General features: G+C 69.1%; 28 protein-coding genes. 23 read left to right on the forward strand and 5 right to left on the reverse strand.

Annotation, left to right across the window (positions count from 1 at the left end; translation table 11 throughout):
• Positions 1-392 precede the first annotated feature (392 nt).
• Complete coding sequence (locus JJB11_RS21925) at positions 393-1,127, reverse strand: DNA-formamidopyrimidine glycosylase family protein (RefSeq protein ID WP_201176634.1); 735 nt, start codon at positions 1,125-1,127, stop codon at positions 393-395.
• 52 nt (positions 1,128-1,179) lie between these two features.
• Between JJB11_RS21925 and JJB11_RS21930 the strand changes: the two genes are divergently transcribed.
• The 20 genes from JJB11_RS21930 (at position 1,180) to JJB11_RS22025 (ending at position 20,409) form a co-directional block, all read left to right on the forward strand.
• Positions 1,180-2,238 (forward strand): aldo/keto reductase, encoded by a 1,059-nt coding sequence (locus JJB11_RS21930; protein ID WP_201176636.1) that lies wholly within the window; start codon positions 1,180-1,182, stop codon positions 2,236-2,238.
• Positions 2,239-2,253: 15 nt separating this feature from the next.
• Positions 2,254-2,748, forward strand: coding sequence for a Cys-tRNA(Pro) deacylase (gene ybaK / locus JJB11_RS21935; protein ID WP_201176645.1), 495 nt, complete (start codon positions 2,254-2,256; stop codon positions 2,746-2,748).
• Between the two features lie 70 nt (positions 2,749-2,818).
• Entirely contained in the window at positions 2,819-4,480 is a 1,662-nt protein-coding gene (locus JJB11_RS21940) for an L-lactate permease (protein WP_201176647.1), read from the forward strand.
• Positions 4,481-4,526: 46 nt separating this feature from the next.
• Complete coding sequence (plsY, locus tag JJB11_RS21945) at positions 4,527-5,156, forward strand: glycerol-3-phosphate 1-O-acyltransferase PlsY (protein WP_201176649.1); 630 nt, start codon at positions 4,527-4,529, stop codon at positions 5,154-5,156.
• Positions 5,157-5,313: 157 nt separating this feature from the next.
• Positions 5,314-6,084 carry an SDR family oxidoreductase gene (locus tag JJB11_RS21950; RefSeq protein ID WP_201176651.1) on the forward strand — a complete coding sequence of 257 codons (771 nt, stop codon included), beginning with the start codon at positions 5,314-5,316 and terminating at the stop codon, positions 6,082-6,084.
• Between the two features lie 22 nt (positions 6,085-6,106).
• Positions 6,107-6,625 carry a cupin domain-containing protein gene (locus tag JJB11_RS21955; RefSeq protein WP_201176653.1) on the forward strand — a complete coding sequence of 173 codons (519 nt, stop codon included), beginning with the start codon at positions 6,107-6,109 and terminating at the stop codon, positions 6,623-6,625.
• Between the two features lie 13 nt (positions 6,626-6,638).
• A complete protein-coding gene (locus JJB11_RS21960; protein WP_201176655.1) occupies positions 6,639-7,490 on the forward strand; it encodes an alpha/beta fold hydrolase in 852 nt (283 codons plus the stop codon).
• Positions 7,487-8,314 (forward strand): IclR family transcriptional regulator, encoded by an 828-nt coding sequence (locus JJB11_RS21965; protein WP_201176657.1) that lies wholly within the window; start codon positions 7,487-7,489, stop codon positions 8,312-8,314. Before JJB11_RS21960 ends, JJB11_RS21965 begins: the two co-directional genes overlap by 4 nt.
• An 8-nt stretch (positions 8,315-8,322) precedes the next feature.
• Entirely contained in the window at positions 8,323-9,120 is a 798-nt protein-coding gene (locus JJB11_RS21970; RefSeq protein WP_201176659.1) for an SDR family oxidoreductase, read from the forward strand.
• Positions 9,113-10,786, forward strand: a complete 1,674-nt coding sequence (locus tag JJB11_RS21975) for a thiamine pyrophosphate-binding protein (protein ID WP_201176661.1) — start codon at positions 9,113-9,115, stop codon at positions 10,784-10,786. The genes JJB11_RS21970 and JJB11_RS21975 overlap by 8 nt, the downstream gene beginning before the upstream one ends.
• A gap of 13 nt (positions 10,787-10,799) precedes the next feature.
• Positions 10,800-11,603: an aspartate dehydrogenase gene (locus JJB11_RS21980; RefSeq protein ID WP_201176663.1), complete on the forward strand. Its 804-nt coding sequence runs from the start codon at positions 10,800-10,802 to the stop codon at positions 11,601-11,603.
• Between the two features lie 16 nt (positions 11,604-11,619).
• On the forward strand, positions 11,620-13,098 hold the full coding sequence (locus tag JJB11_RS21985; protein ID WP_201965046.1) for an aldehyde dehydrogenase: 1,479 nt from the start codon (positions 11,620-11,622) through the stop codon (positions 13,096-13,098).
• 10 nt (positions 13,099-13,108) lie between these two features.
• Positions 13,109-14,068: a VOC family protein gene (locus JJB11_RS21990; RefSeq protein ID WP_201176667.1), complete on the forward strand. Its 960-nt coding sequence runs from the start codon at positions 13,109-13,111 to the stop codon at positions 14,066-14,068.
• Between the two features lies 1 nt (position 14,069).
• Positions 14,070-15,056 carry a Bug family tripartite tricarboxylate transporter substrate binding protein gene (locus JJB11_RS21995; protein ID WP_201176668.1) on the forward strand — a complete coding sequence of 329 codons (987 nt, stop codon included), beginning with the start codon at positions 14,070-14,072 and terminating at the stop codon, positions 15,054-15,056.
• 17 nt (positions 15,057-15,073) lie between these two features.
• A complete protein-coding gene (locus JJB11_RS22000) occupies positions 15,074-16,054 on the forward strand; it encodes a Bug family tripartite tricarboxylate transporter substrate binding protein (protein WP_201176669.1) in 981 nt (326 codons plus the stop codon).
• A 105-nt stretch (positions 16,055-16,159) separates the two neighbouring features.
• Positions 16,160-16,384, forward strand: a complete 225-nt coding sequence (locus JJB11_RS22005) for a recombinase-like helix-turn-helix domain-containing protein (protein ID WP_201176670.1) — start codon at positions 16,160-16,162, stop codon at positions 16,382-16,384.
• Positions 16,385-16,394: 10 nt separating this feature from the next.
• Positions 16,395-17,438 carry an aromatic ring-hydroxylating oxygenase subunit alpha gene (locus tag JJB11_RS22010; RefSeq protein WP_201176671.1) on the forward strand — a complete coding sequence of 348 codons (1,044 nt, stop codon included), beginning with the start codon at positions 16,395-16,397 and terminating at the stop codon, positions 17,436-17,438.
• Positions 17,435-18,394, forward strand: a complete 960-nt coding sequence (locus tag JJB11_RS22015; RefSeq protein ID WP_201176672.1) for a 2Fe-2S iron-sulfur cluster-binding protein — start codon at positions 17,435-17,437, stop codon at positions 18,392-18,394. The genes JJB11_RS22010 and JJB11_RS22015 overlap by 4 nt, the downstream gene beginning before the upstream one ends.
• 84 nt (positions 18,395-18,478) lie before the next feature.
• Positions 18,479-19,498 carry a porin gene (locus JJB11_RS22020; RefSeq protein WP_201176673.1) on the forward strand — a complete coding sequence of 340 codons (1,020 nt, stop codon included), beginning with the start codon at positions 18,479-18,481 and terminating at the stop codon, positions 19,496-19,498.
• A gap of 62 nt (positions 19,499-19,560) precedes the next feature.
• Positions 19,561-20,409 (forward strand): FRG domain-containing protein, encoded by an 849-nt coding sequence (locus JJB11_RS22025; RefSeq protein WP_201176674.1) that lies wholly within the window; start codon positions 19,561-19,563, stop codon positions 20,407-20,409.
• Between the two features lie 21 nt (positions 20,410-20,430).
• On the opposite strand, the gene JJB11_RS22030 is transcribed toward JJB11_RS22025, so the two are convergent.
• Complete coding sequence (locus JJB11_RS22030) at positions 20,431-21,066, reverse strand: TIGR02281 family clan AA aspartic protease (RefSeq protein WP_201176675.1); 636 nt, start codon at positions 21,064-21,066, stop codon at positions 20,431-20,433.
• A gap of 2 nt (positions 21,067-21,068) precedes the next feature.
• Complete coding sequence (locus JJB11_RS22035; protein WP_201176677.1) at positions 21,069-21,554, reverse strand: YajQ family cyclic di-GMP-binding protein; 486 nt, start codon at positions 21,552-21,554, stop codon at positions 21,069-21,071.
• A 52-nt stretch (positions 21,555-21,606) separates the two neighbouring features.
• Here JJB11_RS22035 and murB point away from each other — a divergent pair, with 52 nt between their 5' ends.
• Positions 21,607-22,647, forward strand: a complete 1,041-nt coding sequence (murB, locus tag JJB11_RS22040; protein ID WP_201176679.1) for a UDP-N-acetylmuramate dehydrogenase — start codon at positions 21,607-21,609, stop codon at positions 22,645-22,647.
• Between the two features lie 10 nt (positions 22,648-22,657).
• On the opposite strand, the gene JJB11_RS22045 is transcribed toward murB, so the two are convergent.
• Positions 22,658-23,020, reverse strand: a complete 363-nt coding sequence (locus JJB11_RS22045) for an SPW repeat domain-containing protein (protein WP_201176680.1) — start codon at positions 23,018-23,020, stop codon at positions 22,658-22,660.
• 167 nt (positions 23,021-23,187) lie between these two features.
• Entirely contained in the window at positions 23,188-23,550 is a 363-nt protein-coding gene (locus JJB11_RS22050) for an SPW repeat protein (protein WP_201176682.1), read from the reverse strand.
• Between the two features lie 186 nt (positions 23,551-23,736).
• Here JJB11_RS22050 and JJB11_RS22055 point away from each other — a divergent pair, with 186 nt between their 5' ends.
• Both JJB11_RS22055 and JJB11_RS22060 read left to right on the forward strand, forming a co-directional pair.
• Positions 23,737-24,264, forward strand: a complete 528-nt coding sequence (locus tag JJB11_RS22055; RefSeq protein ID WP_201176684.1) for a GtrA family protein — start codon at positions 23,737-23,739, stop codon at positions 24,262-24,264.
• Positions 24,261-26,138, forward strand: coding sequence for a hypothetical protein (locus JJB11_RS22060; RefSeq protein ID WP_201176686.1), 1,878 nt, complete (start codon positions 24,261-24,263; stop codon positions 26,136-26,138). The genes JJB11_RS22055 and JJB11_RS22060 overlap by 4 nt, the downstream gene beginning before the upstream one ends.
• The last annotated feature ends 29 nt before the right edge of the window (positions 26,139-26,167 follow it).

Consider the following 26,167-nt stretch of genomic DNA (forward strand, 5'->3'; position numbering starts at 1 on the left):
TCGATTCCGACGATCGCCTCACGAGCTTGTTCGCTCGCAGCACGGGGGTTCCTCTCCTGCTCCATTCCTAGTCAACCTTGTACATGCGTGCTCCGGCCAGGCCGGGCGGGAAGATACTGTCCGGCCTTTGCGGATGGACAGGAGAAAAAGGAGCGGGTGCCGCTAGATCTACGGCACAGGTTCCAAGCCCAAAGGCTGGCGACGGCGTGCACCCGCTCCGCCCGGGTTGCCCCGAACTCTTAGAGTCTAGGAAAGAAACATACAAGGCTGGTGGTGAGCGGAGCGAACCCCAGCGATCCAGCGTGGCCCAGCAAGCTGGGGTTTGCCTGCGGATCACCTCCAGCCTACGGCACTCTGACGGAATGGCGTCGATCTCGCCCGATTCGCCGCGCTCACGTGTACAGCCGCTGGCAGTTCTCGCAGAAGAAGCTGCGCCGGTCGGTGCGGCCCAGCCACTCCTTCTTCAGAGGGATCTGGCAGCGCGGACAGGTGCGCTTGGTGTGCACCAGCCAGTGCTTCTTCAGCACGAACTGCTTCTTCCATTCGTAGAACTCGAAGCTGTAGTTGCGCGCTTCGCGCACCAGCTCGCGCAGCTTCGCCGCGGGCAGGGCGCCCACGGTGGACAGCGGATGCACGCGGATGCGGAACAGCACCTCGTTCTTGATGATGTTGCCCACGCCCGCGAAGATGTCCTGGTCCAGCAGCGCATCGCACACCAGCATGCCGGGCGCCCGGCGCAGGCGCTGCAGCGCCAGCTGCGGGTCCCAGTGCTGCGACATCACGTCGGCCCACCAGTCGTACACGAGGTCGAGCGGCTCCTCGATGAAGCGCACCGAACACGCGTAGAGGTTGATCTCGCCGACGTCGAAGCCCAGCGCCAGGCGCGGCACCGCCCAGGACTTGGATTCGTTGATGCGGTAGCTGCCGAAGAGCATGAAGTGCACGCGCAGCGTGAAGTCAGGCATCTCCATCAGGAAGTTCTTGCCCCAGCTGCGGAAGGCGTCGACGCGCTGCCCGAGCAGGCGCTCCTTCTCGATCGTGGTGTTGCCGGCCACGCTGCGGATCGTGTGCCCCAGGAAGGGCGTGACCTGCTCCTTGAGAATGACGATCGACGGACCTTCGGGCATATCCCCGCTAATATGCTCGACCCACTCCCCTTCATGAGACTGCTGTAACGCCATGCAAACCGTCCAGCTCGGCCAGAGCGACCTGCGCGTCACGCCCATCTGCCTGGGCACCATGACCTTCGGCGAACAGGTGAACGAACAGGATGCGCATGCGATCCTCGACCGCGCGCTGGAGTGCGGCATCAACTTCATCGACACCGCGGAGATGTATTCCGTGCCGCCGCGGGCCGAGACCTACGGCAGCACCGAGTCGATCATCGGCCGCTGGCTGGCAGCCCGTCCCGGCATGCGCGAGCGGATCGTGCTCGCCAGCAAGGTCGCCGGGCCCTCGCGCGGCATGCCCTGGGTGCGCGCGGGGGAGGGCCTCACGGGCGCCGACATCATCGCGTCGTGCGAGGCATCGTTGCGCCGGCTGAAGACCGACGTCATCGACCTGTACCAGATCCACTGGCCGGAGCGGCACGTGCCCAGCTTCGGCGAGATCTATTTCCGTCCCGAGCGCGAGACGAGCAAGACCTCCATCCACGACCAGCTCCAGGCGATGCAGAAGCTGGTGCGCGATGGCAAGGTCCGCTTCATCGGCCTGTCCAACGAGACGCCTTACGGGGTGCACGAGTTCGTGCGGGTGGCGGAACAGTTCGAGTTGCCGCGCATCGCGACGGTGCAGAACCCGTATGCGCTGACCAGCCGGGCGCTGGACAACGGGCTCGACGAGACCATGCATCGCCTCGGCGTGTCGCTGCTGGCGTATTCGCCGCTGGCCTTCGGCGCGCTCACCGGCAAGTACGACGCGGGCGGGCTGGATGCCGCGGAGGTGCGTGAGGGCCGCCTGGCGAAGTTCGAGCGCATGCGGGGGCAACGCTGGGCGCGGCGCGAAGCGCTGGACGCGGCACGCCGGTACAACGCACTCGCGCGCGAGCACGGGCTCACGCCCACGCGCATGGCGCTGGCCTGGTGCTACACCAACTGGCGCGTGGCCAGCACCATCATCGGCGTGACCAGCCTGGCGCAGCTCGAGGAAGACCTGCAAGCCTGGGGCACGCTGCTGCCGCCGGAGCTGCTGGCGGCAATCGACCAGGTGCGCTGGGAGCTGCGCGACCCCGCTGCCTGAGCGCGCGAGCCGGCCATGGCGAAGAAGGACCATGTCAGCGAGACGCCCGCCACCGCGTTCCTGAAGGCGCACGGTGTCGCCTTCAGCGAGCATCCCTACGAGTACATGGAGCACGGAGGCGCCCAGCACAGCGCCGCCGTGCTGGGCTTCGACCCCTTCACCGTCGTCAAGACGCTCGTGATGGAAGACGAGAAGGCGCGGCCGCTGATCGTGCTGATGCACGGCAACCGCAAGGTGTCCACCAAGAACCTGGCGCGCCAGATCGGCGCGAAGTCGGTCGAACCCTGCAAGCCGGAAGTTGCGAACCGCCACAGCGGCTACCTGGTCGGAGGGACCTCGCCCTTCGGCACCCGCAAGCAGATGCCGGTGTATGTGGAGGAGACGATCCTTGCCTTGCCGCGGATCGTGCTCAATGGCGGCCGGCGGGGCTACCTGGTGGGAATAGACCCCCAGGTGCTCGTGCGCGTGCTGGGAGCCAAGCCCGTGCGCTGTGCCCTGGACGACAGTTGACAGGAATCAGTCAGCTTTAGCATGCTACACAGCCGCGGCCCCTGAACCGGACAGCAACAGGAGACAAAGCATGGTGTGGCAACAGGTCTACGACCCGATGGGCAGCATGGTGCTGTCCACCCTGCTGGCAGCGATCCCCGTGGTCGTGATGCTGGTGGGACTCGGCTTCCTGCACATGAAGGCGCACTTCGCGGCGCTCGCCGGACTGGTGGCGGCGCTGGTGATCGCGGTGTTCGCGTTCCACATGCCGGCGGAGATGGCCGGCAAGGCCGCGTGGCTCGGCGCCCTCACGGGCCTGCTGCCGATCGGCTGGATCGTGCTGAACATCATCTTCCTGCACCAGCTCACCGAGCGCAACGGCTCGTTCAAGGTGCTGCAGGATTCGATCGCGGGCGTCACCGAGGACCGGCGCCTGCAGCTGCTGCTGATCGCGTTCTCCTTCGGTGCCTTCTTCGAGGGCGCGGCGGGCTTCGGCACGCCGGTGGCGGTGACCGCCGCGATGCTGATCGGCCTGGGCTTCTCGCCGCTTGCGGCCTCGGGCCTGTCGCTGATCGCGAACACGGCGCCGGTCGCGTACGGCGCGCTGGGTACGCCGATCATCACGCTGGCCAAGGTGCACGGCTACGACGTCCTCGCGATCTCCGCGATGGTCGGCCGGCAGCTGCCCTTCTTCTCGCTGCTGGTGCCGTTCTGGTTGATCTGGGCGTTCGCCGGCTTCCGCGGAATGATCCAGATCTGGCCCGCGATCCTGGTCACCGGCATCTTCTTCGCGGTGCCGCAGTTCCTGGTCTCGAACTACATCGGGCCGGAGCTGGTGGACGTGATCGCCGCGGCCGTGTCGATGGTGGCGCTCGCGCTGTTCCTGCGCGTGTGGAAGCCGGCGGAGATCTGGACCTCCGTCGTGCCGCGCGGCCACGAGGCCGACGCGGGCGCCGCGCCTCCGCCGAGCGCGCGCACCGCGCATCCGCGGGACGCCGTGCTGCGCGCGTGGATGCCCTGGGTGCTGCTGGCGGTGTTCGTGTTCATCTGGGGCCTGGTGCCGGTGAAGACCTGGCTGAACAGCCTGTTCGCGCCCAACTACCCCATCGGCGGCCTGCACAACCTGATCGAGCGCGTGCCGCCGGTGGTGCCGAAGAACACCAAGGAAGGCGCGGTGTACGCGTTCACGCTGCTGTCCGCGACCGGCACCGCCATCCTGCTGGCGGCGATCGTGGGCGGCCTGCTGGCGAAGTACAACCCGGTGCAGCTGGTGCGCGTGTACGGCGCGACGATCTGGAAAGTGCGCTTCTCGCTGATGACGATCGCGCTGATGCTCGCGCTCGGCACTGTCACGCGCTACTCGGGCCTCGACACGACGCTGGGCCTCGCGTTCGCTGCGACCGGCCCGCTGTATCCCTTCTTCGGCACGCTCATGGGATGGCTGGGCGTCGCGCTCACCGGGTCCGACACCGCCTCCAACGTGCTGTTCGGCGGCATGCAGAAAGTGGCGGCAGGCCAGCTCGGACTGCCCGTGAACCTGATGGGCGCGGCCAACAGCTCCGGCGGCGTGATGGGCAAGATGATCGATGCCCAGTCCATCGTCGTCGCATCGACGGCAACGGGTTGGTTGAACAAGGAAGGCGAGATCCTGCGCTACGTGTTCTTCCATTCGCTGGCGCTCGCTGCGCTGGTGGGCATCCTGGTCACGCTGCAGGCGTACGTGCCGCCGTTCACCGGGATGGTCGTGCCCTGACCGTTTGGCAGAATACGGCTCCTTCGAACAACAAGGAGGAGCCCGCGTGGAAGCTGTGTATCCCTGGGCCGCGGTGATCGCGGCCTATCTGCTGGGCTCGCTCGCGTTCGCCGTGCTGGTGAGCAAGGCGATGGGCCTGAAGGACCCGCGCAGCTTCGGCAGCGGCAACCCCGGGGCCACGAACGTGCTGCGCTCCGGCAGCAAGGCGGCCGCGGCGATCACGCTGCTGCTCGATGCGATGAAGGGCTTCGTTCCCGTGGTGCTCGTGAAGGCCTGGGGCCCGCGCTACGGGCTGGGGGAGGGCACCGTGGCACTCGTCGCGCTCGCCGCCTTCCTCGGCCACCTCTATCCCGTGTTCTTCCGCTTCCAGGGCGGCAAGGGGGTCGCGACCTTCATCGGCGTCGTGTTCGGCGTGCACTGGCTGCTGGGTGTCGCGACCGGACTCACGTGGCTGGTCATCGCGTTCTTCTTCCGCTATTCCTCGCTCGCGTCGCTCGTGTCCGCCATCTTCGCGCCCGCGTACTACCTGTTCGGCGATCGCCTGCAGTGGTACGCCGAGACGCCGATCGCCGCGGCGTTGTTCGCGATGGCCTTGCTGCTCGCCTGGCGGCATCGCGCCAACATCCAGCGCCTGCTCGCGGGCAAGGAGTCGCGGCTCGGCGCCAAGAAGACCTGAGCAGCCGGCCTCCGGGCCGCTCCCGCCACGGCGCCGACCCCCAAAGCGCTACCTAGGGTTTGTCCTAGGTAGCGCTTTTTTCTTGCCCGTTTAGAGTTCGTGGCGTTCCACATATAGATCGGTGTTCCACAGACGGAACAAAACCTGGATCGAGGCCATGACCACCGCCCCCCATTCCGCCCTGCTACAAGACCGCCGCGTCCTCGTGACGGGCGCTGCCCGGGGCCTCGGCTTCGCGTTCGCGCAGGCGTTGGGCGCGAACGGCGCGCGCGTGGTCCTCGCCGACCTGCGCGCCGACCTGCTCGACGCGAGCGTGTCGCAACTCGTCGCGCAAGGCCACGAAGCCCACGGGGTGGTAGTGGACGCCGCCGATCCCGCGAGCGTCACTGCCTGCGCCAAACAGGCCGTGGAGCGCCTGGGCGGACTCGACGGGCTCGTCAACAACGCGGCGATCACCGATTCCGGCGGCAAGACCGCCGACGAACTCGACATCGCCACCTGGGACCGCGTGATGGACGTCAACGTGCGCGGCACCTGGCTGATGACGCGCGCCTGCCGGCCCGCGCTGCGCGACAGCGGCCGCGGCGCCATCGTCAACCTCGCCTCCGACACCGCCTTGTGGGGCGCGCCCCGCCTGCTGGCCTATGTCGCGAGCAAGGGGGCAGTGATCGCCATGACCCGCTCGCTGGCACGCGAGCTCGGCCCCGACGCGATCACCGTGAACGCCATCGCGCCCGGCCTCGTGCAGGTCGAGGCGACCAGGTACGTGCCGGAAGCCCGGCATCGCCACTACGTCGAGCAACGCGCACTGTCGCGCGACCAGCTGCCCGACGACGTGACCGGCGCGGTGCTGTACGCGCTTTCCGACCTGGCCCGCTTCGTCACGGGCCAGCTGCTCGCCGTCAACGGCGGCTTCGTGATGCATTGAACTGGAACCAAGGAGCAAGGACATGACCGACACCCGTCGCAGCTGGGACCGCCCCGAAGGGGCCAACTTCAAGGAGTGGATGGAAACGCGCATCGCGCGCTTCTCCACCCGCAAGTACGACTTCGACGCGCTGAAGTTCCAGGCCGACTTCGACCCCAAGTACCGCCGTGGCCAGATGCGCTACATCGGCACCGGCGGCACGGGCGTCGCCTCGGACATGAACACCATCCCGGCGGAGCACTTCACCTTCTCGACGATGGTGATTCCGGCCGGCCACGAAGGCCCGTCGCACCTGCACGTCGACGTGGAGGAGGTCTTCTTCATCATGCGCGGCAAGGTCAAGCTCGTCCTGGAGAAGGATGGCGAGCGCTTCGAGACCATCCTCACCGACCGCGACGTCGTGTCGGTCCCGCCGGGCGTGTACCGCGAAGAAATCAACATCGGTGACGAGGACGCTCTCATGTGCGTGATGCTCGGCTCGCCGAAGCCCGTGACGCCGACCTACCCGCCCGAGCATCCGCTCGCCAAGGTCAAGCGCTGAAACGGAGAACGCCGTGGGCACCGCTTCGTCCGCCAACCTGCCGCAGCAGCTCGCGCTGCTGGAGTCGCGCCTTCCCGAGCGCCTGCTCCGGCTGCCGGCTGGCGCGCAGGTCGCCGTGCGCGAACGCGGCGAGCGCGGTGCTGCACCGGCGCTCGTGCTGCTGCACGGCATCAGTTCGGGAGCGGCGTCGTGGCTGCAGGCCGTGCTGCCGCTGCCGGCCTCGCAGTACGTCCTCGCGTGGGATGCGCCCGGCTACGGCAGCTCCACGCCGCTGCCGCAGGACGCTCCGCACGCCGCGGACTACGCAATGCGCTTGCACGAGGTGCTGCAGGCGCTCGAATTGCGTCGTTGCGTGCTGGTGGGCCATTCGCTCGGCGCGCTGATGGCGTGCGCGTACGCACGGCTGCCGCAAGCGGTGGCGATCGACAGGCTCGTGCTGATCAGCCCCGCGCGCGGATACGGCGGCTCGCCGGATGACGCGGCGCGGGTGCGTCGCGACCGCACCGATGCATTGAAGGCGCAAGGCGTCGGAGGTCTCGCCGCGCGCATCCCGCCGCGCCTGCTGTCCGCGCAGGCCGGCGACGACGCGCGCGAATGGGTGCGCTGGAACACCGCGCGTCTGCAGCCGCGCGGCTACCTGCAGGCCGTCGAGATGCTGTGCAACAGCGAGCTCGGCGCGGTGCCTGCGGGCATCCCGGTGGAAGTGCACGTTGGCGCCGGTGACGTGGTGACGCCGCCGGCCGCATGCGCAGAGGCGGCGCGCTTGCTGGGTGCGACCTTCCACACGATCGAAGCCGCGGGCCATGCGAGCCCGGTGGAGCAGCCGGCCGCCGTCGCCGCGCTGCTGCAAGGAGAACCGCGATGAGCGACAACGCGCTGCCCGAGGATGGCGACAAGTACCTGGTGCCCGCGCTGGAGCGGGGCCTGCGCATGCTGGGCGAATTCAGCCGCGACACCCGCGTGATCAGTGCGCCGGAGTTCGCGCGTCGCCTCGGCCTGCCGCGGTCGACCGTGTTCCGCCTGCTCGCCACGCTGGAGAACCTGGGCTATCTCGAGCGCGCCGGCAACGACTATCGCCTGGGCGTCGCCGTGCTGCGCCTGGGCTTCGAATACCTCTCCTCGCTGGAACTCACGGAGCTCGGGCAGCCGGTGCTGCAGCGCCTGTGCGACGCGATCCGCTACCCGTGCAACCTGGTCGTGCGCGACGGCCGCTCCATCGTCTATGTCGCCAAGGTCACGCCGCCGACGCCGTTCTCCAGCGCCGTGCGCGTCGGCACGCGGCTGCCGGCGCACGCTACCGTGCTCGGCCGCATCCTGCTGGAAGACCTGACGCTCGCCGACCTGCGCGCGCTCTATCCCGAGGAGCACCTCGAGGTCTTCTCCAGCAGCACGCCCAAGACGGTGCTGGAGCTGTTCAACATGGTCGAAGTCGACCGCGAACGCGGCTACGTGCTGGGCGAGGGCTTCTACGAAGCCAGCATCTCCACCATCGCGGCACCGGTGCGCGATGAGACCGGCCACATCGTCGCCGCGCTGGGCGCCACGATTCCGTCCGGCCACATCGACGGGGACCGCATCGACGGACTGGTGCAGCGCGTGCGCGCGTCCGCCGACGAACTCTCCGGCCTGCTCAATCACCAGCCGCGCAGCGGCGGCGCGAAAGTCGTGCCGCTGCGCACGGCGCGCTGAAGGATCCCATGTTCCAGACCTCGCTCCAGGGCGTGACGGCGGTCGTCACCGGCGGCTCGTCCGGCATCGGCCTCGCCACCGCCGAACTGTTCCTGGCCGCCGGCGCCGCCGTGGCCATCTGCGGCCGCGACGCCGATCGGCTGCAGGGAGCCCGGCAACACCTGACCGGCAAGTTCCCGCACGGCCGCGTGTTCGCACAGCCTTGCAACGTGCTCGACGCAGCGCAGGTGCAGGCCTTCGCCGCCGCCAGCGAGCGCGAGCTCGGCGCCGCGGCCATCCTCGTCAACAACGCCGGACAGGGCCGCGTCTCGACCTTCGCCGACACCACGGACGCGGCGTGGACCGAGGAGTTGCACCTCAAGTTCTTCTCCGTCATCCATCCGACGCGCGCCTTCCTGCCGCAGCTGCGCAAGCGGCCGCAGCCGGCCATCGTCTGCGTCAATTCGCTGCTCGCCGCGCAGCCCGAGCCGCACATGGTGGCGACGTCGGCCGCGCGCGCCGGCATCAGGAACCTGGTGCGCTCGCTGGCCACCGAGTTCGCGCCCGACGGCGTGCGCGTCAACGGCATCCTGGTCGGCCTGATCGAGTCGGGCCAGTGGCGCCGCCGCTTCGACGCGCGCGAGGACCGCAGCCAGGACTGGGCCGCCTGGACCGGCGCGCTCGCCCAGCGCAAGCACATTCCCCTCGGCCGCCTGGGCCTGCCGCAGGAGGCGGCGCAGGCGATCTTCTTCCTTGCCACGACTATGTCCTCGTACACCACCGGCAGCCACATCGACGTATCCGGAGGCCTCAGCCACCATGCCTGACACCCAGAACACCATGACCGTCGGCGCCGCCGTCGCCGCCTTCCTCGAAGCGTGCGGCGTCCAGGCCGCCTTCGGCGTCATCTCCATCCACAACATGCCCATCCTGGATGCGCTGCACCAGCGCGGGCAGGTGCGCTTCGTGATGGCACGCGGCGAGGCGGGCGCCACCAACATGGCCGACGCCTATGCGCGCACCACGGGCGGCCTGGGCGTGACGATCACGAGCACGGGCACCGCCGCCGGAAACACCGGCGGGGCCATGGTGGAGGCGCTCACCGCCGGCACGCCCTTGCTGCACCTCACCGGGCAGATCGAAACGCCTTACCTCGACCAGGAACTCTCCTACATCCACGAGGCGCGCGACCAGCTCGCGATGCTGCAGGCCGTGTCGAAGGCGGCCTTCCGCGTGCGCAGCGCCGCGACGGCGCTCTCCACGCTCAAGGCCGCCGTGCAACTCGCGCTGACGGCGCCGACCGGCCCGGTGAGCGTCGAGATCCCGATCGACATCCAGGAAGCGCTGATCCCCGTGCCGGCCGACCTGCGGCCGCTGCCGGTCGCGCGCGTGCAGCCGGATGCCACCGCGCTCGACGTGCTGGCCGACCGTCTCGCCGCCGCTCGGCGTCCGCTGCTGTGGCTGGGCGGCGGCGCCCGCCACGCGAGTGCCGCGGTCGCGCGCCTGCTGGACCTGGGCGTCGGCGTGGTCACGAGCACCCAGGGGCGCGGCATCGTGCCCGAGGACGACCCGCGTTCGCTCGGCGCGTACAACCTGCACGCGCCGGTCGAGAAGTTCTACCAGACCTGCGATGCGATGCTGGTGGTCGGCTCGCGGCTGCGCGGCAACGAGACGCTCAAGTACCAGCTCAAGCTGCCCCGGCCCCTGTACCGCATCGACGCCGACGCCGCGATGGAGGGCCGCTGCTACGCGACCGACTGGTTCGTGCAAGGCGATGCCGCGCTCGCGCTGGATGCGCTGGCCGACCGGCTGCAATGTCGCATGCACGTCGATCCGGCGTTCGCGACGGACCTGCGCGCGGCGCGGCTGCAGGCCGAGTCGTCGCTGGTCGACGGCCTCGGTCCGTATGCGGAGCTGGTGCGTGAACTGCAGGGCGCGGCCGGTCGCAACTTCAACTGGGTGCGCGACGTGACGGTGTCGAACAGCACCTGGGGCAATCGCCACCTGCACCTGTTCGATCCGCGCTCCGGCGTGCACGCCATGGGCGGCGGCATCGGCCAGGGACTCGCCATGTCCATTGGCGCCGCGATCGGCGCCGCGCAGACCGGCTCGGGCCGCAAGACGCTGTGCCTGAGCGGCGACGGCGGCTTCATCCTGAACCTGGGCGAGCTGGCGACCGCCGTGCAGGAGCGCGCCAACGTGCTGTTCGTGCTGATGAACGACCAGCGCTATGGCGTGATCCGCAACATCCAGGACGCGCACTATGGCGGCCGCCGCTGCTACACCGAGCTGCACACGCCCGACTATGCGGTGCTCAGCAAGTCGCTGGGCGCGGGCCACACGCGCGTGGCGGACCTGCGCGAACTGCGCGCCGCACTCGACCGCGCGCAATCGTCGGAAGGTCCCTTCATCCTCGAGATCGACATGTTGAAGATCGGCGGCTTCAAGACCGCGTTCGCCGGCCCGCCGACCAAGCTGGCCCAACCCGCCTGAGGACGCACGCGCGATGATCCGCATTGCGATGATCGGCTGCGGCGCCATCGGCGCCGGCGTGCTGGAGCTGCTGAAGGGCGACCGCGACCTGGCGGTGCACTGGGTGGTGCTGCCGCCGGGCGAACACGCGAACGCGTGCGACGCCGCGACGCGGGATGCGCCGCAGGCGCTGGTCGTCAACAGCATCGCGGGCGAGCAGGGCGTCGACCTGCTCGTGGAATGCGCGGGCCACCATGCCATCGAGCAGCACGTCATCCCGGCGCTGGAGCGCGGCATCCCCTGCCTCGTCGCGTCGGTGGGTGCGCTCAGTGCGCCCGGCATGGCGCAGCGCCTGGAGCAGGCCGCGCAGCGGGGCCGCACGCAGGTGCAGTTGCTTTCGGGCGCCATCGGAGGCATCGACGCGCTGGCCGCCGCGCGTATCGGTGGCCTCGACTCCGTCGTGTACACCGGCCGCAAGCCGCCGCATGCATGGAAGGGCACGCCGGCCGAGCGCGACTGCGACCTCGACGCACTCACCGAAGCGCGCTGCATCTTCGAAGGCAGCGCCGAACAGGCCGCGCAGCTCTATCCCAAGAACGCGAACGTGGCGGCGACGCTGTCGTTCGCCGGCATCGGCCTGCAACGCACGCGCGTGCAGCTGTTCGCCGACCCGGGCGTCACCGAGAACGTGCACCACGTGGAAGCGCGCGGCACCTTCGGCAGCCTCGAGCTCACGTTGCGCGGCAGGCCGCTGCCGGCCAACCCCAAGACTTCCGCGCTCACGGTCTACAGCATCGTGCGCGCACTCGCCAACCGCGGCCGCGCGCTGGCCATCTGAGGAGCACGCCGTGCTGCTGACCGACACCGACCAGTTGCTGCCCCTGTTCATCGCCGGGGAACGCCGCCTGGGCCGCGGCGACGAAACCGCGTCGCTTTACCCCGCCACCGGGGAAGTGGTGGCGCGCCTGCGCGCACCGAGCGCCGAGGACGTGGAAGGAGCCATCGTGGCCGCCGACCACGCCTTCCGCACCAGCGGCTGGGCGCAGCGCAAGCCGCACGAGCGGGCTGCCGTGCTGCACCGCGTTGCGGCGTTGATCCGCGAGCGCGCGGAGCCGCTGGCGCAGCGCCAGCGCCAGGACAACGGCAAGCCGATCAACGAGACGCGCAACCTGGTCGCGAGCGCGGCCGGCACCTTCCAGTTCTTCGCCGCCGCCTGCGAGACGATGGAGGAGGCGATCACGCCCGCGCGCGGCGACTACCTCACGATGAGCGTGCATGAGCCCATGGGCGTGGTCGCCGCCATCACGCCCTGGAACTCGCCGATCGCCAGCGAGGCGCAGAAGCTCGCCCCCGCGCTCGCCGCCGGCAACGCGGTGGTCGTCAAGCCCGCCGAAGTGACGCCGCTGATGGCCCTGGAACTCGCCGCGATCTGCGAGGAGGCCGGCGTGCCGAAAGGCGTGGTCAGCGTGCTGTGCGGCCGCGGCTCGGTGATCGGTGACGCCATCACGCGTCACCCGCTCGTCAAGCGCGTGTCGTTCACCGGCGGCACGGGCACGGGCAAGCACATCGCGCGCATCGCGGCCGACAAGATGATGCCGGTCTCCCTGGAGCTGGGCGGCAAGTCGGCGACCATGGTGCTCGAGGACGCGGACCTCGACCACGCCGTGAACGGCGTGCTGTTCGGCATCTTCAGTTCCTCGGGCGAGTCGTGCATCGCAGGCTCGCGCCTGTTCGTCGCGCGCAAGCTCTACGACGCGTTCCTGGACCGGCTGGCGCAACGCGCCGCCGCCCTGCGCGTGGGCGATCCCGCCGACGAGCGTACGCAGATGGGGCCGCTCATCACGCCCAAGCACCGCGACACGGTGGAGGGCTACGTCCACCTGGGCCTGTCCGAGGGCGCCCGCTTGCGCACGGGCGGCCGCCGTCCCGAGGGGCGCGTGTACGAGCGCGGCAACTACTACCTGCCCACCATCCTCGAAGGCGTGAAGAACAGCGCGCAGGTGTGCCAGCAGGAGATCTTCGGCCCCGTGCTGGTGGCGATGCCCTTCGACGACGAGGACGACCTGGTCGCGCAGGCGAACGACAGCGTCTATGCGCTCGCCGCAGGCATCTGGACGCGCGACTACAAGAAGGCCTGGAGGCTGGCACGCGCCGTGCAGGCGGGCACCGTCTGGATCAACACCTACAAGCAGTTTTCCGCTTCCACGCCCTTCGGCGGCTGGCGCGACAGCGGCCTCGGCCGCGAGAAGGGGCGCCTGGGCATCCAGCAGTACATGGAGCAGAAGAGCCTGTACTGGGGGCTGAACGAGCAGCCGCTCCCCTGGGCCAACTGAGGACACCGCCATGAGCGTATTGGGCATCGACGAAATCACCTACGGCGCGGACGACCTGCCGGCCTGCCGCCGCTTCTTCGAGGACTGGGGCCTGCAGCTCGCAAGCGAGGAGCCCGACCGGCTCGGCTTCGAGACCCTGAACGGCTGCCGCGTCATCGTGGCGCGTTCCACCCTGCCGGGACTGCCGCCTGCGATCGAGAGCGGTCCGACCCTGCGCGAGGTGGTGTGGGGCGTGGAGAACGAGGTCGACCTCGCCCGCTATGCCGCGCGCATCCGCAACTCCGACGGGTTCGTGCAGGCCGGTGGCCGGATCGGCTGCACCGACCCGAACGGGCTGGCGGTGCGCTTCCAGCTCACGCAGAAGCGCACCGTGGAGGTCGAGGGCGCCGAGTACAACACCTGGAACCGCAAGAACCGCATCAACCAGGCGAGTCCCGCGTACGAGCGCGCGCAGCCCATCGAGGTCGGCCACGTCGTCTTCTTCGTGAAGGACGTGCAGGCGTGCGAACGCTTCTACGTGGACAACTTCGGCTTCGCGGCCTCGGACCGCTACCCGGGACGCGGCTCCTTCCTGCGCTGCGCGCCCGAGGGCGGCCACCACGACCTGTTCCTGCTGCAGCGGCCGGACGGCCAACCGGGCCTCAACCACGTGGCCTTCACCGTGCGCGACATCCACGAGGTGTTCGGCGGCGGCATGCACATCTCGCGCTGCGGCTGGCAGACCCAGCTGGGCCCCGGCCGCCATCCGATTTCCTCGGCGTACTTCTGGTACTTCCGCAATCCGGCGGGCGGCCTGATCGAGTACTACGCCGACGAAGACCAGCTTACCGCCGACTGGCAGCCGCGCGAGTTCGAACCCGGGCCCACGGTGTTCGCCGAATGGGCGATCGACGGCGGCATCGACGGCAACACGCGCCGGCAGAAATCTGCGCAGGCCCCCGACGGCAAATTCCTCACCGACCGCAAATAGCATGACCTCCATCACCCGCCGAACCGCGCTGGCCGCGGCCCTCGCCCTCACCCTGCCGGCCCTGCATGCGCAGGAATCCGCCACGGCGCAGCTCGCCGCGAAGCCCTTCACGATCGTCGCGCCGTTTCCGCCGGGCGGACCGATCGACATCCTCTCGCGCATGCTGGCCACCGGCCTGGGCGAGCAGTACAAGCAGGCGGCCGTCGTGGACAACAAGCCGGGCGCCAACGGCAACATCGGCATCGAGCAGGTCAAGCGTGCGGCCCCGGACGGCCACACCCTGCTGGTGGTCCCCGCCGGCAACCTCACCATCAATCCCACGCTGATGCACAACCTGGGCTACAACGTGGAGGCCGACTTCGCGCCCGTGAGCATGATGGCGCGCGCCTCCAACGTGATCGCGGTGAATCCCGCCGTGCCCGCCCACACCATCGGCGAGCTGGTGGCGTTGTCGAAGGCGAAGCCGAACACCATCAGCTACGCCTCGCCCGGCGTGGGCAGCGGCCTGCACCTGGCCGGCGAGCTGCTGCGCGAGCAGACCGGTGCCGACATCCTGCACATCGCCTACAAGGGTTCCGGCCCCGGCCTGAACGACGTGCTCGGTGGCACGGTGCCCATGATCGTCGGCAACCTGCCCACGCTGCTGCCGCACCTGCAGTCGGGACGCCTGCGCGCGCTGGCCGTCACTGACGCCCAGCGCGACCCCGCGATCCCGGACGTGCCCACGCTCGCCGAGGCCGGCGTGAAGGGCATCGCCGTCAGCTCCTGGTATGGCGTGCTGGCGCCCAAGGGCACTCCGCCCGCGGTGGTCGAGCAGCTGGCCCGCGACGTCGCGCGCATCCTCGGCACTCCGGCCAACCAGGCGAGCCTGCAGAAGCTCGGCCTGCACGCCTGGCTCGTGCCCACCGCCGCCTTCGGTGACCTGATCCGCAAGGAAACCGCCACCTGGGCGCCCATCATCCGCTCCCGCAAGATCGAAGCGCAGTAAGCGCAAAGGACCAGCCCATGAAGCTCTCCCGCCGTTCCGTCCTCGCCGCCGCCCTCGCTGCCGGCGCCAGCCTGTGCGCCGCACCGGCCCTGGCCCAGGGCAACTGGCCGAGCAAGCCCATCACGCTCGTCGTGTCGTATCCGGCCGGAGGCGACACCGACGCGATGGCGCGCCTCTACGCCGAGAAGCTCCAGGCGCGCCTGGGGCAGCCGGTGATCGTCGAGAACAAGCCGGGCGCCAGCGGCATCATCGGCAACAACTTCGTGGCGCGCGCGCCGGCGGACGGCTACACGCTGCTGATGACGCCCAGCACGATCTCGATCGCCACGCTCGTGATGCACCAGTCGCCCGGCAGCAGCTACGACGTGCTCAACGACTTCACGCCGATCATCCAGACGGCCACGCAGCCGCTGTTCCTGGTCGCCGCCAGCGGGGCGGTGAAGGACATGCCCGGCCTGCTCTCGACCGCGAAGACCAAGCCGATGTCCTATGCCAGCCCGGGCAGCGGCTCGCCGATGCACATCCTGGGCGAGATGTTCAACAAGTCGGCGGGCCTGAAGTTGTCGCACGTACCGTACCGCGGCGTCGCGCCGGCCGTGACCGACGTGATGGGCGGCCACGTGCCGCTGACCTTCATCACCTGGGGCCCCGTCGCTCCCTACATCGCGACCGGGAAGATGGTGCCGCTGGCCGTGTTCGACAACGAGCGTTCGCCGCTGGCACCCGAGGTGCCCACCGCGCGCGAGCTCGGCATCCGCGACGTCCAGGTCAGCGCCTGGCAAGGCCTGATGGGGCCCAAGGGGCTGCCGCCGGAGATCGTGAAGACGCTCAACACGAACATGAACGAGATCCTGAAGATGCCCGACGTCGCCGCCAAGATGAAGGTCTTCGGCGCGCTGCCCGCGGGCGGCGATCCCGCGCGCCTGGCCCGCACGAACGCGGACGACCACAACCGTTTCGCGCGGATCATCAAGGAATTCGGCATTCAAGCCGACTAGGCACCGAGCAGTGAGAGGAGGACCGCGCTGCTGCTGTTCCGCGCGGTCCGCAAACAGGAACTTCCTCTTGGCAGCCGATGCGCAGGAGGAGCCCAGGAGACCGACATGACGACCACCGAACGTTACCTCCAGCCCCACCAGGCGCGCCTGCGCCCGCCCACGCCTTTCGAGGACCTGCTGGGCGACGCCATCGAACGCGCCTTCGCGGACGGCGTGCACGAACTGCATGCGCTGGTGGCCTACCTCAACCGCACCGGGCCGAGCGCGGAGAACGGAGAGCCCTGGACCGAATCGTCCTTCGCCGCGCTGATGGCGCGCCTGGGCCAGTAAGGAGCACACGATGATCCCCATCCAGATCGCGAAGGCGGCCGACCCGGTCGAGGCCCTGCTCGAAGCGGGCCTGCGGAACCTCTGGTACCCCATCTGCCCCTCCTCGTTCGTGCAGGAACAGCCGGTGTCGCTGCGCCGCCTGGGCCGCAAGATCGCCCTGTGGCGCGACGCGCGCGGCACCTTGCACGCGCTGGAGGACCACTGCCCGCATCGCGGCGCGCCGCTGTCGCAAGGCGTGATTCTCGGCGACCGGCTCGCCTGCCCGTACCATGGCGTGCAGGTGCGCTGCGACGGAGTGGTGACCAAGGTGCCGGGCAGCCCGGGCTGCAAGCTCGAGGGCTCGCGCGCCGCGCTGTCCTTCCACGTGCAGGAGCGCCACGGCGCCGTGTTCCTGTTCAACAGCGACACGCATGTCGATACGCCGCCGCCGCTGCTGCTGCCGGAAGAACTGGAGGGCGCGGAGTGGTCGAACTTCCTCTGCTACGTGGAGTGGAAGGGCGACCACCGCTACGTGGCCGACAACGTCATGGACCCGATGCACGGCACCTTCCTGCACAAGCAGTCGCACTCCATGGCGGAAGGCGAGAGCGAGGCGCAGTTCCAGATCCGTGCCACCGACACCGGATTCGTCTTCGAGAAGACCGGGCAGAAGGGCGTCAACTTCGACTGGACGGAATGGGGCAGCACCAACATCCACTGGATGCGGCTGGCGATCCCGTACCCGAAGACCGGCGGCCCCGGCGGCAGTTTCAGCATCGTCGGCTGCTACACGCCGATCGGCCCCAACATGACGGCGGTGTTCTTCTGGCGCTGCCGCAAGGTGAGCGGCTGGCTGCGCGACACCTGGCGCTTCCTGTACCGCAACCGCCTCGAGGCGCGCCACTGGCACGTGCTGGAGCAGGACCGCGTGATGCTCGAGGCGATGGAGCCCGATGCCAACCAGCGCGAGCACCTGTATGCGCACGACGTGGGCATCGTGCGGCTGCGCCGGCAGATGAAGCAGCTCGCGAAAGAGCAGCTGGAGGCGCAGGCGGCGGCGAAGGTGGCGGCGTGAACACGCTCCAGGCCTTCGTCCACACGCTTCGCTACGAAGCCGAGGACACCATCAGCGTCGAACTGCGGCCGGTGGGCGGCGGGGAGTTCCCCGCCTTCTCCGCCGGTTCGCACGTGGACCTGCACCTGCCCAACAGGCTCGAGCGCAGCTACTCGCTGTGCAACTCCAGCGCCGAGCGGCACCGCTACGTCGTCGGCGTGCTGAAGGACCGCGCGAGCCGCGGCGGCTCGCGCTGCGTGCACGAGCAGCTGCGCATCGGCATGCCGATCACCATCTCGGCGCCGCGCAACAACTTCGCCCTGCACGAGGAGGCGCAGCACACCGTGCTGGTGGCCGGCGGCATCGGCATCACGCCGCTGCTGTGCATGGCGCGGCGGCTGCGCGAGCTGGGGCGCTCGTACGAAGTGCTGTACTTCGCCCGCTCGCGCCGCGCCGCCGCCTTCCTGGACACCTTGCAGCAGCTGGAAGCGAAGCTGTTCACCCACTTCGACGACCAGCAGGGCGGTCCGCCCGACCTGCGCGCGCTGCTCGCCGCGCACCCGCTCGCCGCCGGCCTGCACCTGTATGCCTGCGGCCCGACGCCGATGCTGGACGCATTCGAGCGGATCTGCGCCGAGCTCGGGCACGGCGAGAACGGGCACGTCGAACGCTTCGCCGCGGTGGAACACAAGCCGGCGTCCGACGCGCAGGTGACCTTCACCGTGCAGCTGGTGCGCAGCGGCCGCAGCTTCACGGTCACGCCCGGCAAGTCGATCCTCGACACGCTGCTGGACGGGGGCGTGGCCGTCGACCACAGCTGCTGCGAAGGCATCTGCGGCTCGTGCGAGACGCGCGTGCTGGCCGGCGAGCCGGACCACCGTGACTCGATCCTGAGCCCCGCCGAGCGCGCGGCGAACCAGTCGATGATGCTGTGCGTCTCGGGCTGCAAGAGCCCGACGCTCGCACTCGACCTGTAGTCCTCTCCCGCAGCCGCAAACCGGTGCCGCCCTGCGCGGCACGGGATGCGTGCTGCCTTTTTCCAGGCATTCCCACAAGAAACGATGAAGAAACTTCTCACGGTCCTCGCGGTCGCCGGGCTGGCCGGCAGCGCCTGCGCGCAATCCTCCCTCACCCTGTTCGGCGTCCTCGACGTCGGCATCGCCCGCGTCGACGGCTCCGGCGTCCGTCGCACGGGGCTGTCCACCGGCGGCGCGAACATCAGCCGCCTGGGCTTTCGCGGGGTCGAAGACCTGGGCGGCGGCTTGAGCGCCGGCTTCTGGCTCGAGGCCGGGCTCGACGTCGACACCGGCCTCGGCAAGTCGGCGAGCGGCGCCCTGGCCTTCAATCGCCGTTCGACCGCCAGCCTGTCCGGCGGGTTCGGCGAGCTGCGCCTGGGCCGCGACGACGCCGCCACCTTCCTCAACACGCTGATCTTCGACCCCTTCCTCACCAACGGGGTGGGCGGCAACAACGCCTTCATCATGCTGGGCGCGCCGATCCAGCAGAGCAATGCGATCAGCTACCTGACCCCGCCGTCGCTCGGCGGCTTCTATGGGCAACTGCAGGTCGCGCCCGGCGAGCAGCCCTCCACCGCGCCCAACCGGCACGAAGGAGACTACGCGGGGCTGCGCGCGGGCTATCGCTCCGGCGCGCTGCACGTGGCCGCAGCCTGGGGCCGGCTGCACGGCGCAACGTCCGACACCGAACTGAAGATCGCGAACGCCGGCGTGTCCTGGGACTTCGGTTTCGTGCGGCCGTCCTTGCTGTGGGCGCGCGAGGAACGTGCAGCGGCGCGCATGACGGCGATCGAGCTCGGCGCGACCGCCCCCATCGGCCCCGGCGAGTTGCGGGCCCAGGCGAGCCGCTACGACCGGGCGGACAGCAACGCCGACTGGACCAAGTTCGCCATCGGCTATGGCTACAACCTGTCCAAGCGCACCCAGCTCTATGCGACGGTGGCCCATCTCCACAACAGCGACGGCGCCCAGCGTTCGATCGGCGTGCAGGGCCTGCCGGCGACCGGCACCTCGCTGGGCGGCAGCTCGAACGGGTACGAGATGGGGATCCGCCACGCATTCTGACGCGCGCGGCTAACATCGGCAGTCAGGCCGCGCCGGCGCGGCCGCTGCAGAGGGACCCCGCATTGCAAACCATCCGCCTCGAGCACTGGGCCGACTTCGTCGCCCGCACCGACGCGCTCCAGGGCTGGGCGTTCCGCGGCCACGTGCGGGCGCAGTGGCCGCTGGTGCCGTCGCTCACGCGCAGGCTGCAGCAGTTCAGCCCCGACCCGCGGCTGTGGCCCTTGCGCGAGTCGCGCGCGATGCGCATCTTCCGGCGCAAGGCGCACATCTACCTGTCGGACCGCACCGCGCTGGACGACGAGCTGCGCTGCCTGGCCCTGATGCAGCATCACGGCGCCTCCACGCGCCTGCTCGATTTCACCAAGTCGCCCTTCGTGGCGGCCTTCTTCGCGCTCGAGAGCGCCTCGCGCGACGTTGCGGTGTTCGCCCTCAACACGCCCGCGCTGTGGCACGCGACGCCTTCCTTCGATCCATCGCTGACGCGCTCGCGCATCGATCCGCGCGTGCCGGGCAACTTCGAGCGCTATTTCGCGAGCAACACCTTGCCGCTGATCTGGTTCGGGGAGCCCTCCGAGATGGACAGCCGGCTGGTGGCGCAGTCGGGTCTGTTCGTGCTGCCGGGCGTGCTGGACCAGCCCCTGGACGTCATCCTCGACGGCTACGGCGGCAGCGAAAGCCTGCTCACCAAGTTCATCCTGCCGCTGTCGATGCGCGAGGAGGCCATGCGGGCGCTGTACCGCATGAACGTGACCTATGCGACGCTGTTTCCCGACCTGGACGGACTGGCGCGCTCGGTCAGCTACGAGCTGGAAGCGATCTGGGGCAGGCTGGTGGAGGACTACGAGCGGGCCCACGACGATGCGGCCGTGCCGCGAGACCCCCGGCTCCCGGCCGATGGATCCGGCGACTGAGCGGCTGCGCGGGCGGGCACTTCAGTAACGCCGCTCCAGCACGAGCTGGTTGTTGAAGCGGGTCATCTGGAAGCGGTCGAGGAAGCTGTTCCCGAGCAGCACCTGGCCCGTGTCCGTGGGAACGACGGCCGCGTCGACGTTGCTCACTTCGACGTCGCCCACGCGCACGGAATCGAGCTTGATCCGGTACACCGTGACGATGCCGTTGGCGGTGCTTCCGCGCGCGAGCTGCCCCTTGCGGTAGTCGATTCCCAGGCGCTCGGCATCGGCGGCGCCGATGGAAACGGATGTGGCGCCGGTGTCCACGAGGAACTGCACGGCACGGCCGTTGATCGCGCCCGGCGTGATGAAGTGGCCGCCGCTGCCGGCGGTCAGCACGATCCGGTTGCCCTTGGCCCCTAGGGTCTCGCCCCAGTGCATCGGACCTTCGCCGATGCGCACGGTGCGGCGCTGGCCGCCGACTTCGAGCACCGCCTGGTCGCCGGAGGTCGACAGCACCTTGACGCCCTGGAAAGTTTCGCCCGGGGCGAGCGCCTTCGGCTGGCCGCCGTCGACCACCAGCAGCGCCTTGGCGCCCAGCATGCCTTGCAGGGTGACGGACTGGGCGGCAGCGCCCAGGGCCGCGCAGGCGAGGGCCAGGGCGATCAGCCGGCGCATGCTCAGTCGCGGAAGTTGGTGAACGACAGGGGGAGCTCGGCCATTTCCTTGCGCACCAGGGCCATGGTCGCCTGCAGGTCGTCACGCTTGGCGCCGCTCACCCGCACCACGTCGCCCTGGATGGCGGCCTGCACCTTGACCTTGCTCTCCTTGATGAGCTTCTGGATCTTCTTGGCCTGCTCGGACTCGATGCCGCTGCGGACCTTGACGACCTGTTTCACCTTGTCGCCGCCCATCTTCTGGACCTCGCCCTTGTCCAGGAAGCGCACGTCGACGCTGCGCTTGGCCAGCTTGCCAACCAGGATGTCCATGATCTGCTGGAGCTGGAAATCGGCATCGCCGATGACGGTGATCTCCTTGTCCTTGATCTCGATGGCCGCGGCCGTGCCCTTGAAATCGAAACGGGTCCCGATCTCCTTGGCGGCGTTTTCCACGGCGTTTTTGACTTCCACCATGTTGGGCTCGCACACGGTATCGAACGACGGCATACGGGATTCCCTCCTGCACCTGTGAAACGGCTGCTTGCGCCACAATTCTCCCATGATCGTCGAGTCCAACGCGTCGCTGCAGCCGCACAACACCTTTGGCATCGTCGCCAAGGCGAAGACCATGGTGCGGGTGAAGGGCGCCGCCGACGTCCACGCGGTGCTGGCCCACCCCGAGCTGTCCCGGGAACCCCTGTTCGTCCTGGGGGGCGGCAGCAACATCGTGCTGACCGGCGATGTCAAGGCCGTGGTGCTCAAGGTGGAGGTTGCCGGCCGCACCATCCTGGAGGACGGGCCCAAGGCGACGATCGTGGAATTCGGCGCCGGCGAGAACTGGCACGAGGCCGTCACCTGGACGATGGACCAGGGCCTCGGCGGCCTGGAGAACCTGGCCCTCATCCCGGGCACCGTGGGCGCCTCGCCGGTGCAGAACATCGGCGCCTACGGCATCGAACTGCAGGACCGCTTCGAGTCGCTGGACGCGATCGACTTGATGACGGGCCGGGAATTCACGCTGGATGCGACCCAGTGCGCCTTCGGCTACCGCGACTCGGTGTTCAAGCATTCGCCGGCGCGCGACAGCGACTTCGGCCTGGCCGGCCGGGCGCTCATCCTGCGGGTGCGCATGCGCCTGCCCAAGCCCTGGAAACCGGTGCTGGGCTACCTGGACCTGCACCGGAAGGTCCAGGAAAGCGGCATCACGCAGCCGACCGCGCGCCAGGTCTACGACTGGGTGTGCGCGATCCGCAGCGCCAAGCTGCCGGACCCGCGCGTGATCGGCAATGCCGGCAGCTTCTTCAAGAACCCGACGGTCACCCCCGAGCAGTGCCAGGACATCATCGCGCGCGACCCCGGCATCGTGCACTACCCGATGCCCGACGGCACGGTGAAACTCGCGGCAGGCTGGCTCATCGACGCCTGCGGCTGGAAGGGCAAGTCGGTCGGGCAGGCAGGCGTGTACGACAAGCAGGCGCTGGTGCTGGTGAACCGCGGCGGCGCCACGGGGGGCGAAGTGGTCACGCTGGCGCGGGCGATCCAGACCAGCGTGTACGAGCGCTTCGGCATCCGGCTGGAGCCGGAACCGGTGGTCGTCTAGCAGTCTGCTCCTAGCCTACGTTGCGCTCCCACCAGCCGGCGAGCACGTCGTCGCTGGCGAGCACCCACAGCGCGAGCAAAGTCACGATCGCGCCGCTCACCATGGCGTTCACCAGCGCCGGCTGCACGTCGTCGAAGCCGAACACCACCGGCAGCAGCATCAGCACGACGCCCAGCACGACGTCGAGCCACTCCTCCCAGTCCTGGGGAAACTGCATGGCGCCGACGCTGGAGGCGAACAATAGCGCGCCGATCCCCATGGTCGTGGTGGTCGCGATCACCACGTTCTGGAAACCGAGCGCCCAGGGAGAAAGGACGAGCCACACGCCCACCAGAGCGTTGACGGGGTCCTGCCAGTGCTTCACGCGTGTCATGCGGAACTCCTTTCGCCGACGTCGCGCCGTCCGGGGGACGCGCTGGAGGCCATCGTACGCCTGCACCGTCTTCCGTGCCACCGCCGGCAAGTGGCACGTCCTGACCGGGACGAGGCCGGCCGTGCGGCTGCAACCGGCGGGCGAGCGCCCGCAGGCCCGGGACGCGCTCAGGGCGAGCGGCGCCGGATCCAGCCGCTGAAGGCGCTGTCGGTGAAGATGACCCAGAGCGCCAGCACGCTTATCACCAGGCCGCAAGCGACGGCGTTCTGCATGGCGAGGGGCACGTTGCTGAACTCGAGCACCCAGGGCGAAGCGATCAGCCAGAGCCCCATCACCAGCTCGGACCATTCCTCCCAGGCTTCCGGGACGAACACTTCCGTGAGGGCAAAGGCCGCGAGCACGACGCCGATGGCGACGAAATCGCCGATGGCCTGCAGGGGAGCGTGGATGCCGAGGACCCAGGGCGACACGATGAGCCACACGCCCAGCGCGACGCTGACGAAGTCCTGCCAGTGACCGACGCGTTTCATGTCGCACCTCCTAGCCCCGCGGCGCGCGGGTCCCTTATTCAACTCCTGCCGGCGGCGGCTGTCTACTGCGGGTGCACAAAAGGAGCTCGGCCATCGCGCGGCGCGGACACAACACCGGCGTTGACCCGAACATGGCCGGCATGCGACAGTGCCCGGCGGCAGGGCCTGGGAGGGGCCGCTGGACCCATGTCCCACGCTTTACAAGAAGCCGAACGTCCGCTGGGCGTTGATCTCGACAACACCCCGGTCCAGGCTGACCAGCTCGCCGAGAGCGCCAGCGAAGGAGGGCAGATGAGGGCTCTCACGCGGATTGCGCTCTCCTATTCCGCGATCGCCTTCGTCTCGACCGCTCTGAACATAGCCGTGCAGGCTGCCTGGATGGCCCTGGACAGCGGCGCGCACGCCATCCCGATCTCGGTGCTGGCTGGCACCGCGGCATGCGTGCCGCTGAAGTACGTGCTGGAGAAACGCCACGTCTTCGGGTTCCGTGCACAAAACCTGCGACACGACGGGGAGCTTCTGGTTCTCTATGCCTTCTTCGGCGTCTTCACCACCTTGCTGTTCTGGGGCGTCGAATGGCTGTTCCAGCTTGTGTTCCACACCGCCGGCATGCGCTACGTGGGCGCAGCCGTCGGCCTGGCACTCGGCTTCGTGCTGCGGTACCAGCTGGATCGCCGTTTCGTGTTCGTGGCGCGCGTGAAGGTCGCGGCGTGATGGAAGCACAGGCGCGCGTGATGCCGTATCCAGGGTGGCGGCACCGGCTGGCCCTCCCTCCCTTCTGGCTCGCCATGGCGGGCGGTCTCGTGTTCCTGCTCGTGTTCCAGTGGCGGTATGCGGGGATCGATCCCGGGATGTACCGCTACCGTGACGACGGCATCATCACCCTCAGCCATGCGCGCAACTGGGTGGACTTCGGCTTCATCGGCGTGAACCCGTCCGGCGAGCGGATCGAAGCTTTCTCCACCCCGCTGCAATTTCTGCTGTATGCCGGTGCGTACGCGCTGGCCGGCGTGGGCTACCAGGCGTTCATGGATGCGCAGACGCTCGCCTGCACGTTCGCGCTGGGAGCGATGTTCGCGCTGCTGTTCGCCGAAGCTTCGGCGTTCGCCTTGCCCGCTGTCCTCGCTGCAGCGCTAACCCTCACGCAACTTTCCGTGTTCCTGATATGGCATGGCTCCGGCATGGAGAACGCATTGACGCACGCGCTGCTGCTGGCGACCGCGGTAGTGCTCGTGCGTGGCGGACTCGCCGGCCGCCTGGACCCGCGCTGGGCCGTGGTTCCGTTCCTGGCCAGCATCACGCGGGTGGAGTCCATCTACCACGTAGCGCCGCTGCTGCTGGTGTTCTGCCTGTACTGGCATGCGAAGGTCGGTGACGGGCAGGCGCGCCGGTTCGCGGCGTGGTTCGGGGTGCTCTGGCTTGCCTTCAATGCTGCGCGCGTTGCCTATTTCGGCAGCCTGATGCCGAACACGGCGGTCGCGCAAGGCATCTCGGTCGGCGATCGCCTGATCGAACTGGTGACGCTCAGCCCCCTGTACCTGGATCAGTCCTTCGCGCTGGCGCGCTCCAACTTCAGCCGGCACGGCGGCTACCTGTTGCTGCTGGTGCTGCCCTTCATCGTCCTGCGGCAGGTGTCCACGGGCACGGCGCTGCGCCTGCTCGTCCTGGGCTCCCTTGCCGTCACGGCGCTAGCGGCTCCATTCGTCTTCGGTCCGGCCCGGCTGGACCCGGCGAGGACGACGACGCAACTCGCTGTCCTGGTGGTGGCCATGGTGGCGGCCGCCGCCTTCGAATGGCGTGCGCGCAGGGCCGAATCCTATGCACTGGTGCTGGTTGGCGTCGTGGTGTTCCTGTTGCACGAGTACATGGCCGCTCCGCCGCACGCGGTGTGTTGCAGTGCGAAGGGCTTTGATGCCACGCGGCAGGTGTTCGTCCGCTTCGGGCAAAACGAGGGCCTGGTGCGGCCGACGGTCGCCAATCCCGACCTCGGGGTGGTGAGCTGGCACAAGCAGGTGAATGTCGTGGACCTCGGCTTCCTCGGCTCCACCGTGACGCCGCGTCTCGATGGCCCGGCGTCCGCCGAGTACCTGCTTGCCTACGCTGCACCGGACATCGTGGAAACGCATGGGTACTGGAGCTGCCGCCACGCTGCTTTCCTGGGCGACCGCCGTTTCGCCGAGCGCTACATGCCGCTGGATGGGGCGACCGCAGCGACGCAGATGTGCGATGGCCGACACGTGCCGACCGGCTTCTGGATCCGCAAAGACGTGCTGCGAGGCGCGGCCGGTCCCGAACGCGCCTTCATCGATGCACTGCAGGCGCAGCCGAGCGCCGTGCGCATCGCGGCAGAACTGCGCCGGTGTGAACAGGACGCCGCCGGCCCTGCCGCCTGCGCCTACGTGGCGCGCGCCACGTACCGACTGCTCCCCGAGCTGCGCGCGCAAGGCCAGCAGGAATCGGTCGCAGAAGCCTTCCGTACGAGCCGCTGGCCCGCGTTCGGCTTGTTCCTAGTCACCGGGGCCAGGGATGCGCACGCCTGGCGCGCATTCCTGCCGGCTTTTCAGCAGAGCGCCGGTCCTTCGCCCTGAGAGGCCGAAAGGCGAATTGTCGGGCGCCT

The sequence above is a fragment of the Ramlibacter ginsenosidimutans genome, assembly GCF_016654015.1.
GTDB lineage: Bacteria > Pseudomonadota > Gammaproteobacteria > Burkholderiales > Burkholderiaceae_C > Ramlibacter > Ramlibacter ginsenosidimutans.

Coding starts and splice junctions, on each gene's coding strand:
- JJB11_RS21925 (WP_201176634.1), bottom strand. CDS start 1,127: ATGCCCGAAGGTCCGTCGATCGTCATTCTCAAGGAGCAGGTCACGCCC.
- JJB11_RS21930 (WP_201176636.1), top strand. CDS start 1,180: ATGCAAACCGTCCAGCTCGGCCAGAGCGACCTGCGCGTCACGCCCATC.
- ybaK (WP_201176645.1), top strand. CDS start 2,254: ATGGCGAAGAAGGACCATGTCAGCGAGACGCCCGCCACCGCGTTCCTG.
- JJB11_RS21940 (WP_201176647.1), top strand. CDS start 2,819: ATGGTGTGGCAACAGGTCTACGACCCGATGGGCAGCATGGTGCTGTCC.
- JJB11_RS21950 (WP_201176651.1), top strand. CDS start 5,314: ATGACCACCGCCCCCCATTCCGCCCTGCTACAAGACCGCCGCGTCCTC.
- JJB11_RS21955 (WP_201176653.1), top strand. CDS start 6,107: ATGACCGACACCCGTCGCAGCTGGGACCGCCCCGAAGGGGCCAACTTC.
- JJB11_RS21965 (WP_201176657.1), top strand. CDS start 7,487: ATGAGCGACAACGCGCTGCCCGAGGATGGCGACAAGTACCTGGTGCCC.
- JJB11_RS21970 (WP_201176659.1), top strand. CDS start 8,323: ATGTTCCAGACCTCGCTCCAGGGCGTGACGGCGGTCGTCACCGGCGGC.
- JJB11_RS21975 (WP_201176661.1), top strand. CDS start 9,113: ATGCCTGACACCCAGAACACCATGACCGTCGGCGCCGCCGTCGCCGCC.
- JJB11_RS21980 (WP_201176663.1), top strand. CDS start 10,800: ATGATCCGCATTGCGATGATCGGCTGCGGCGCCATCGGCGCCGGCGTG.
- JJB11_RS21990 (WP_201176667.1), top strand. CDS start 13,109: ATGAGCGTATTGGGCATCGACGAAATCACCTACGGCGCGGACGACCTG.
- JJB11_RS21995 (WP_201176668.1), top strand. CDS start 14,070: ATGACCTCCATCACCCGCCGAACCGCGCTGGCCGCGGCCCTCGCCCTC.
- JJB11_RS22000 (WP_201176669.1), top strand. CDS start 15,074: ATGAAGCTCTCCCGCCGTTCCGTCCTCGCCGCCGCCCTCGCTGCCGGC.
- JJB11_RS22005 (WP_201176670.1), top strand. CDS start 16,160: ATGACGACCACCGAACGTTACCTCCAGCCCCACCAGGCGCGCCTGCGC.
- JJB11_RS22010 (WP_201176671.1), top strand. CDS start 16,395: ATGATCCCCATCCAGATCGCGAAGGCGGCCGACCCGGTCGAGGCCCTG.
- JJB11_RS22020 (WP_201176673.1), top strand. CDS start 18,479: ATGAAGAAACTTCTCACGGTCCTCGCGGTCGCCGGGCTGGCCGGCAGC.
- JJB11_RS22030 (WP_201176675.1), bottom strand. CDS start 21,066: ATGCGCCGGCTGATCGCCCTGGCCCTCGCCTGCGCGGCCCTGGGCGCT.
- JJB11_RS22035 (WP_201176677.1), bottom strand. CDS start 21,554: ATGCCGTCGTTCGATACCGTGTGCGAGCCCAACATGGTGGAAGTCAAA.
- murB (WP_201176679.1), top strand. CDS start 21,607: ATGATCGTCGAGTCCAACGCGTCGCTGCAGCCGCACAACACCTTTGGC.
- JJB11_RS22045 (WP_201176680.1), bottom strand. CDS start 23,020: ATGACACGCGTGAAGCACTGGCAGGACCCCGTCAACGCTCTGGTGGGC.
- JJB11_RS22050 (WP_201176682.1), bottom strand. CDS start 23,550: ATGAAACGCGTCGGTCACTGGCAGGACTTCGTCAGCGTCGCGCTGGGC.
- JJB11_RS22055 (WP_201176684.1), top strand. CDS start 23,737: ATGTCCCACGCTTTACAAGAAGCCGAACGTCCGCTGGGCGTTGATCTC.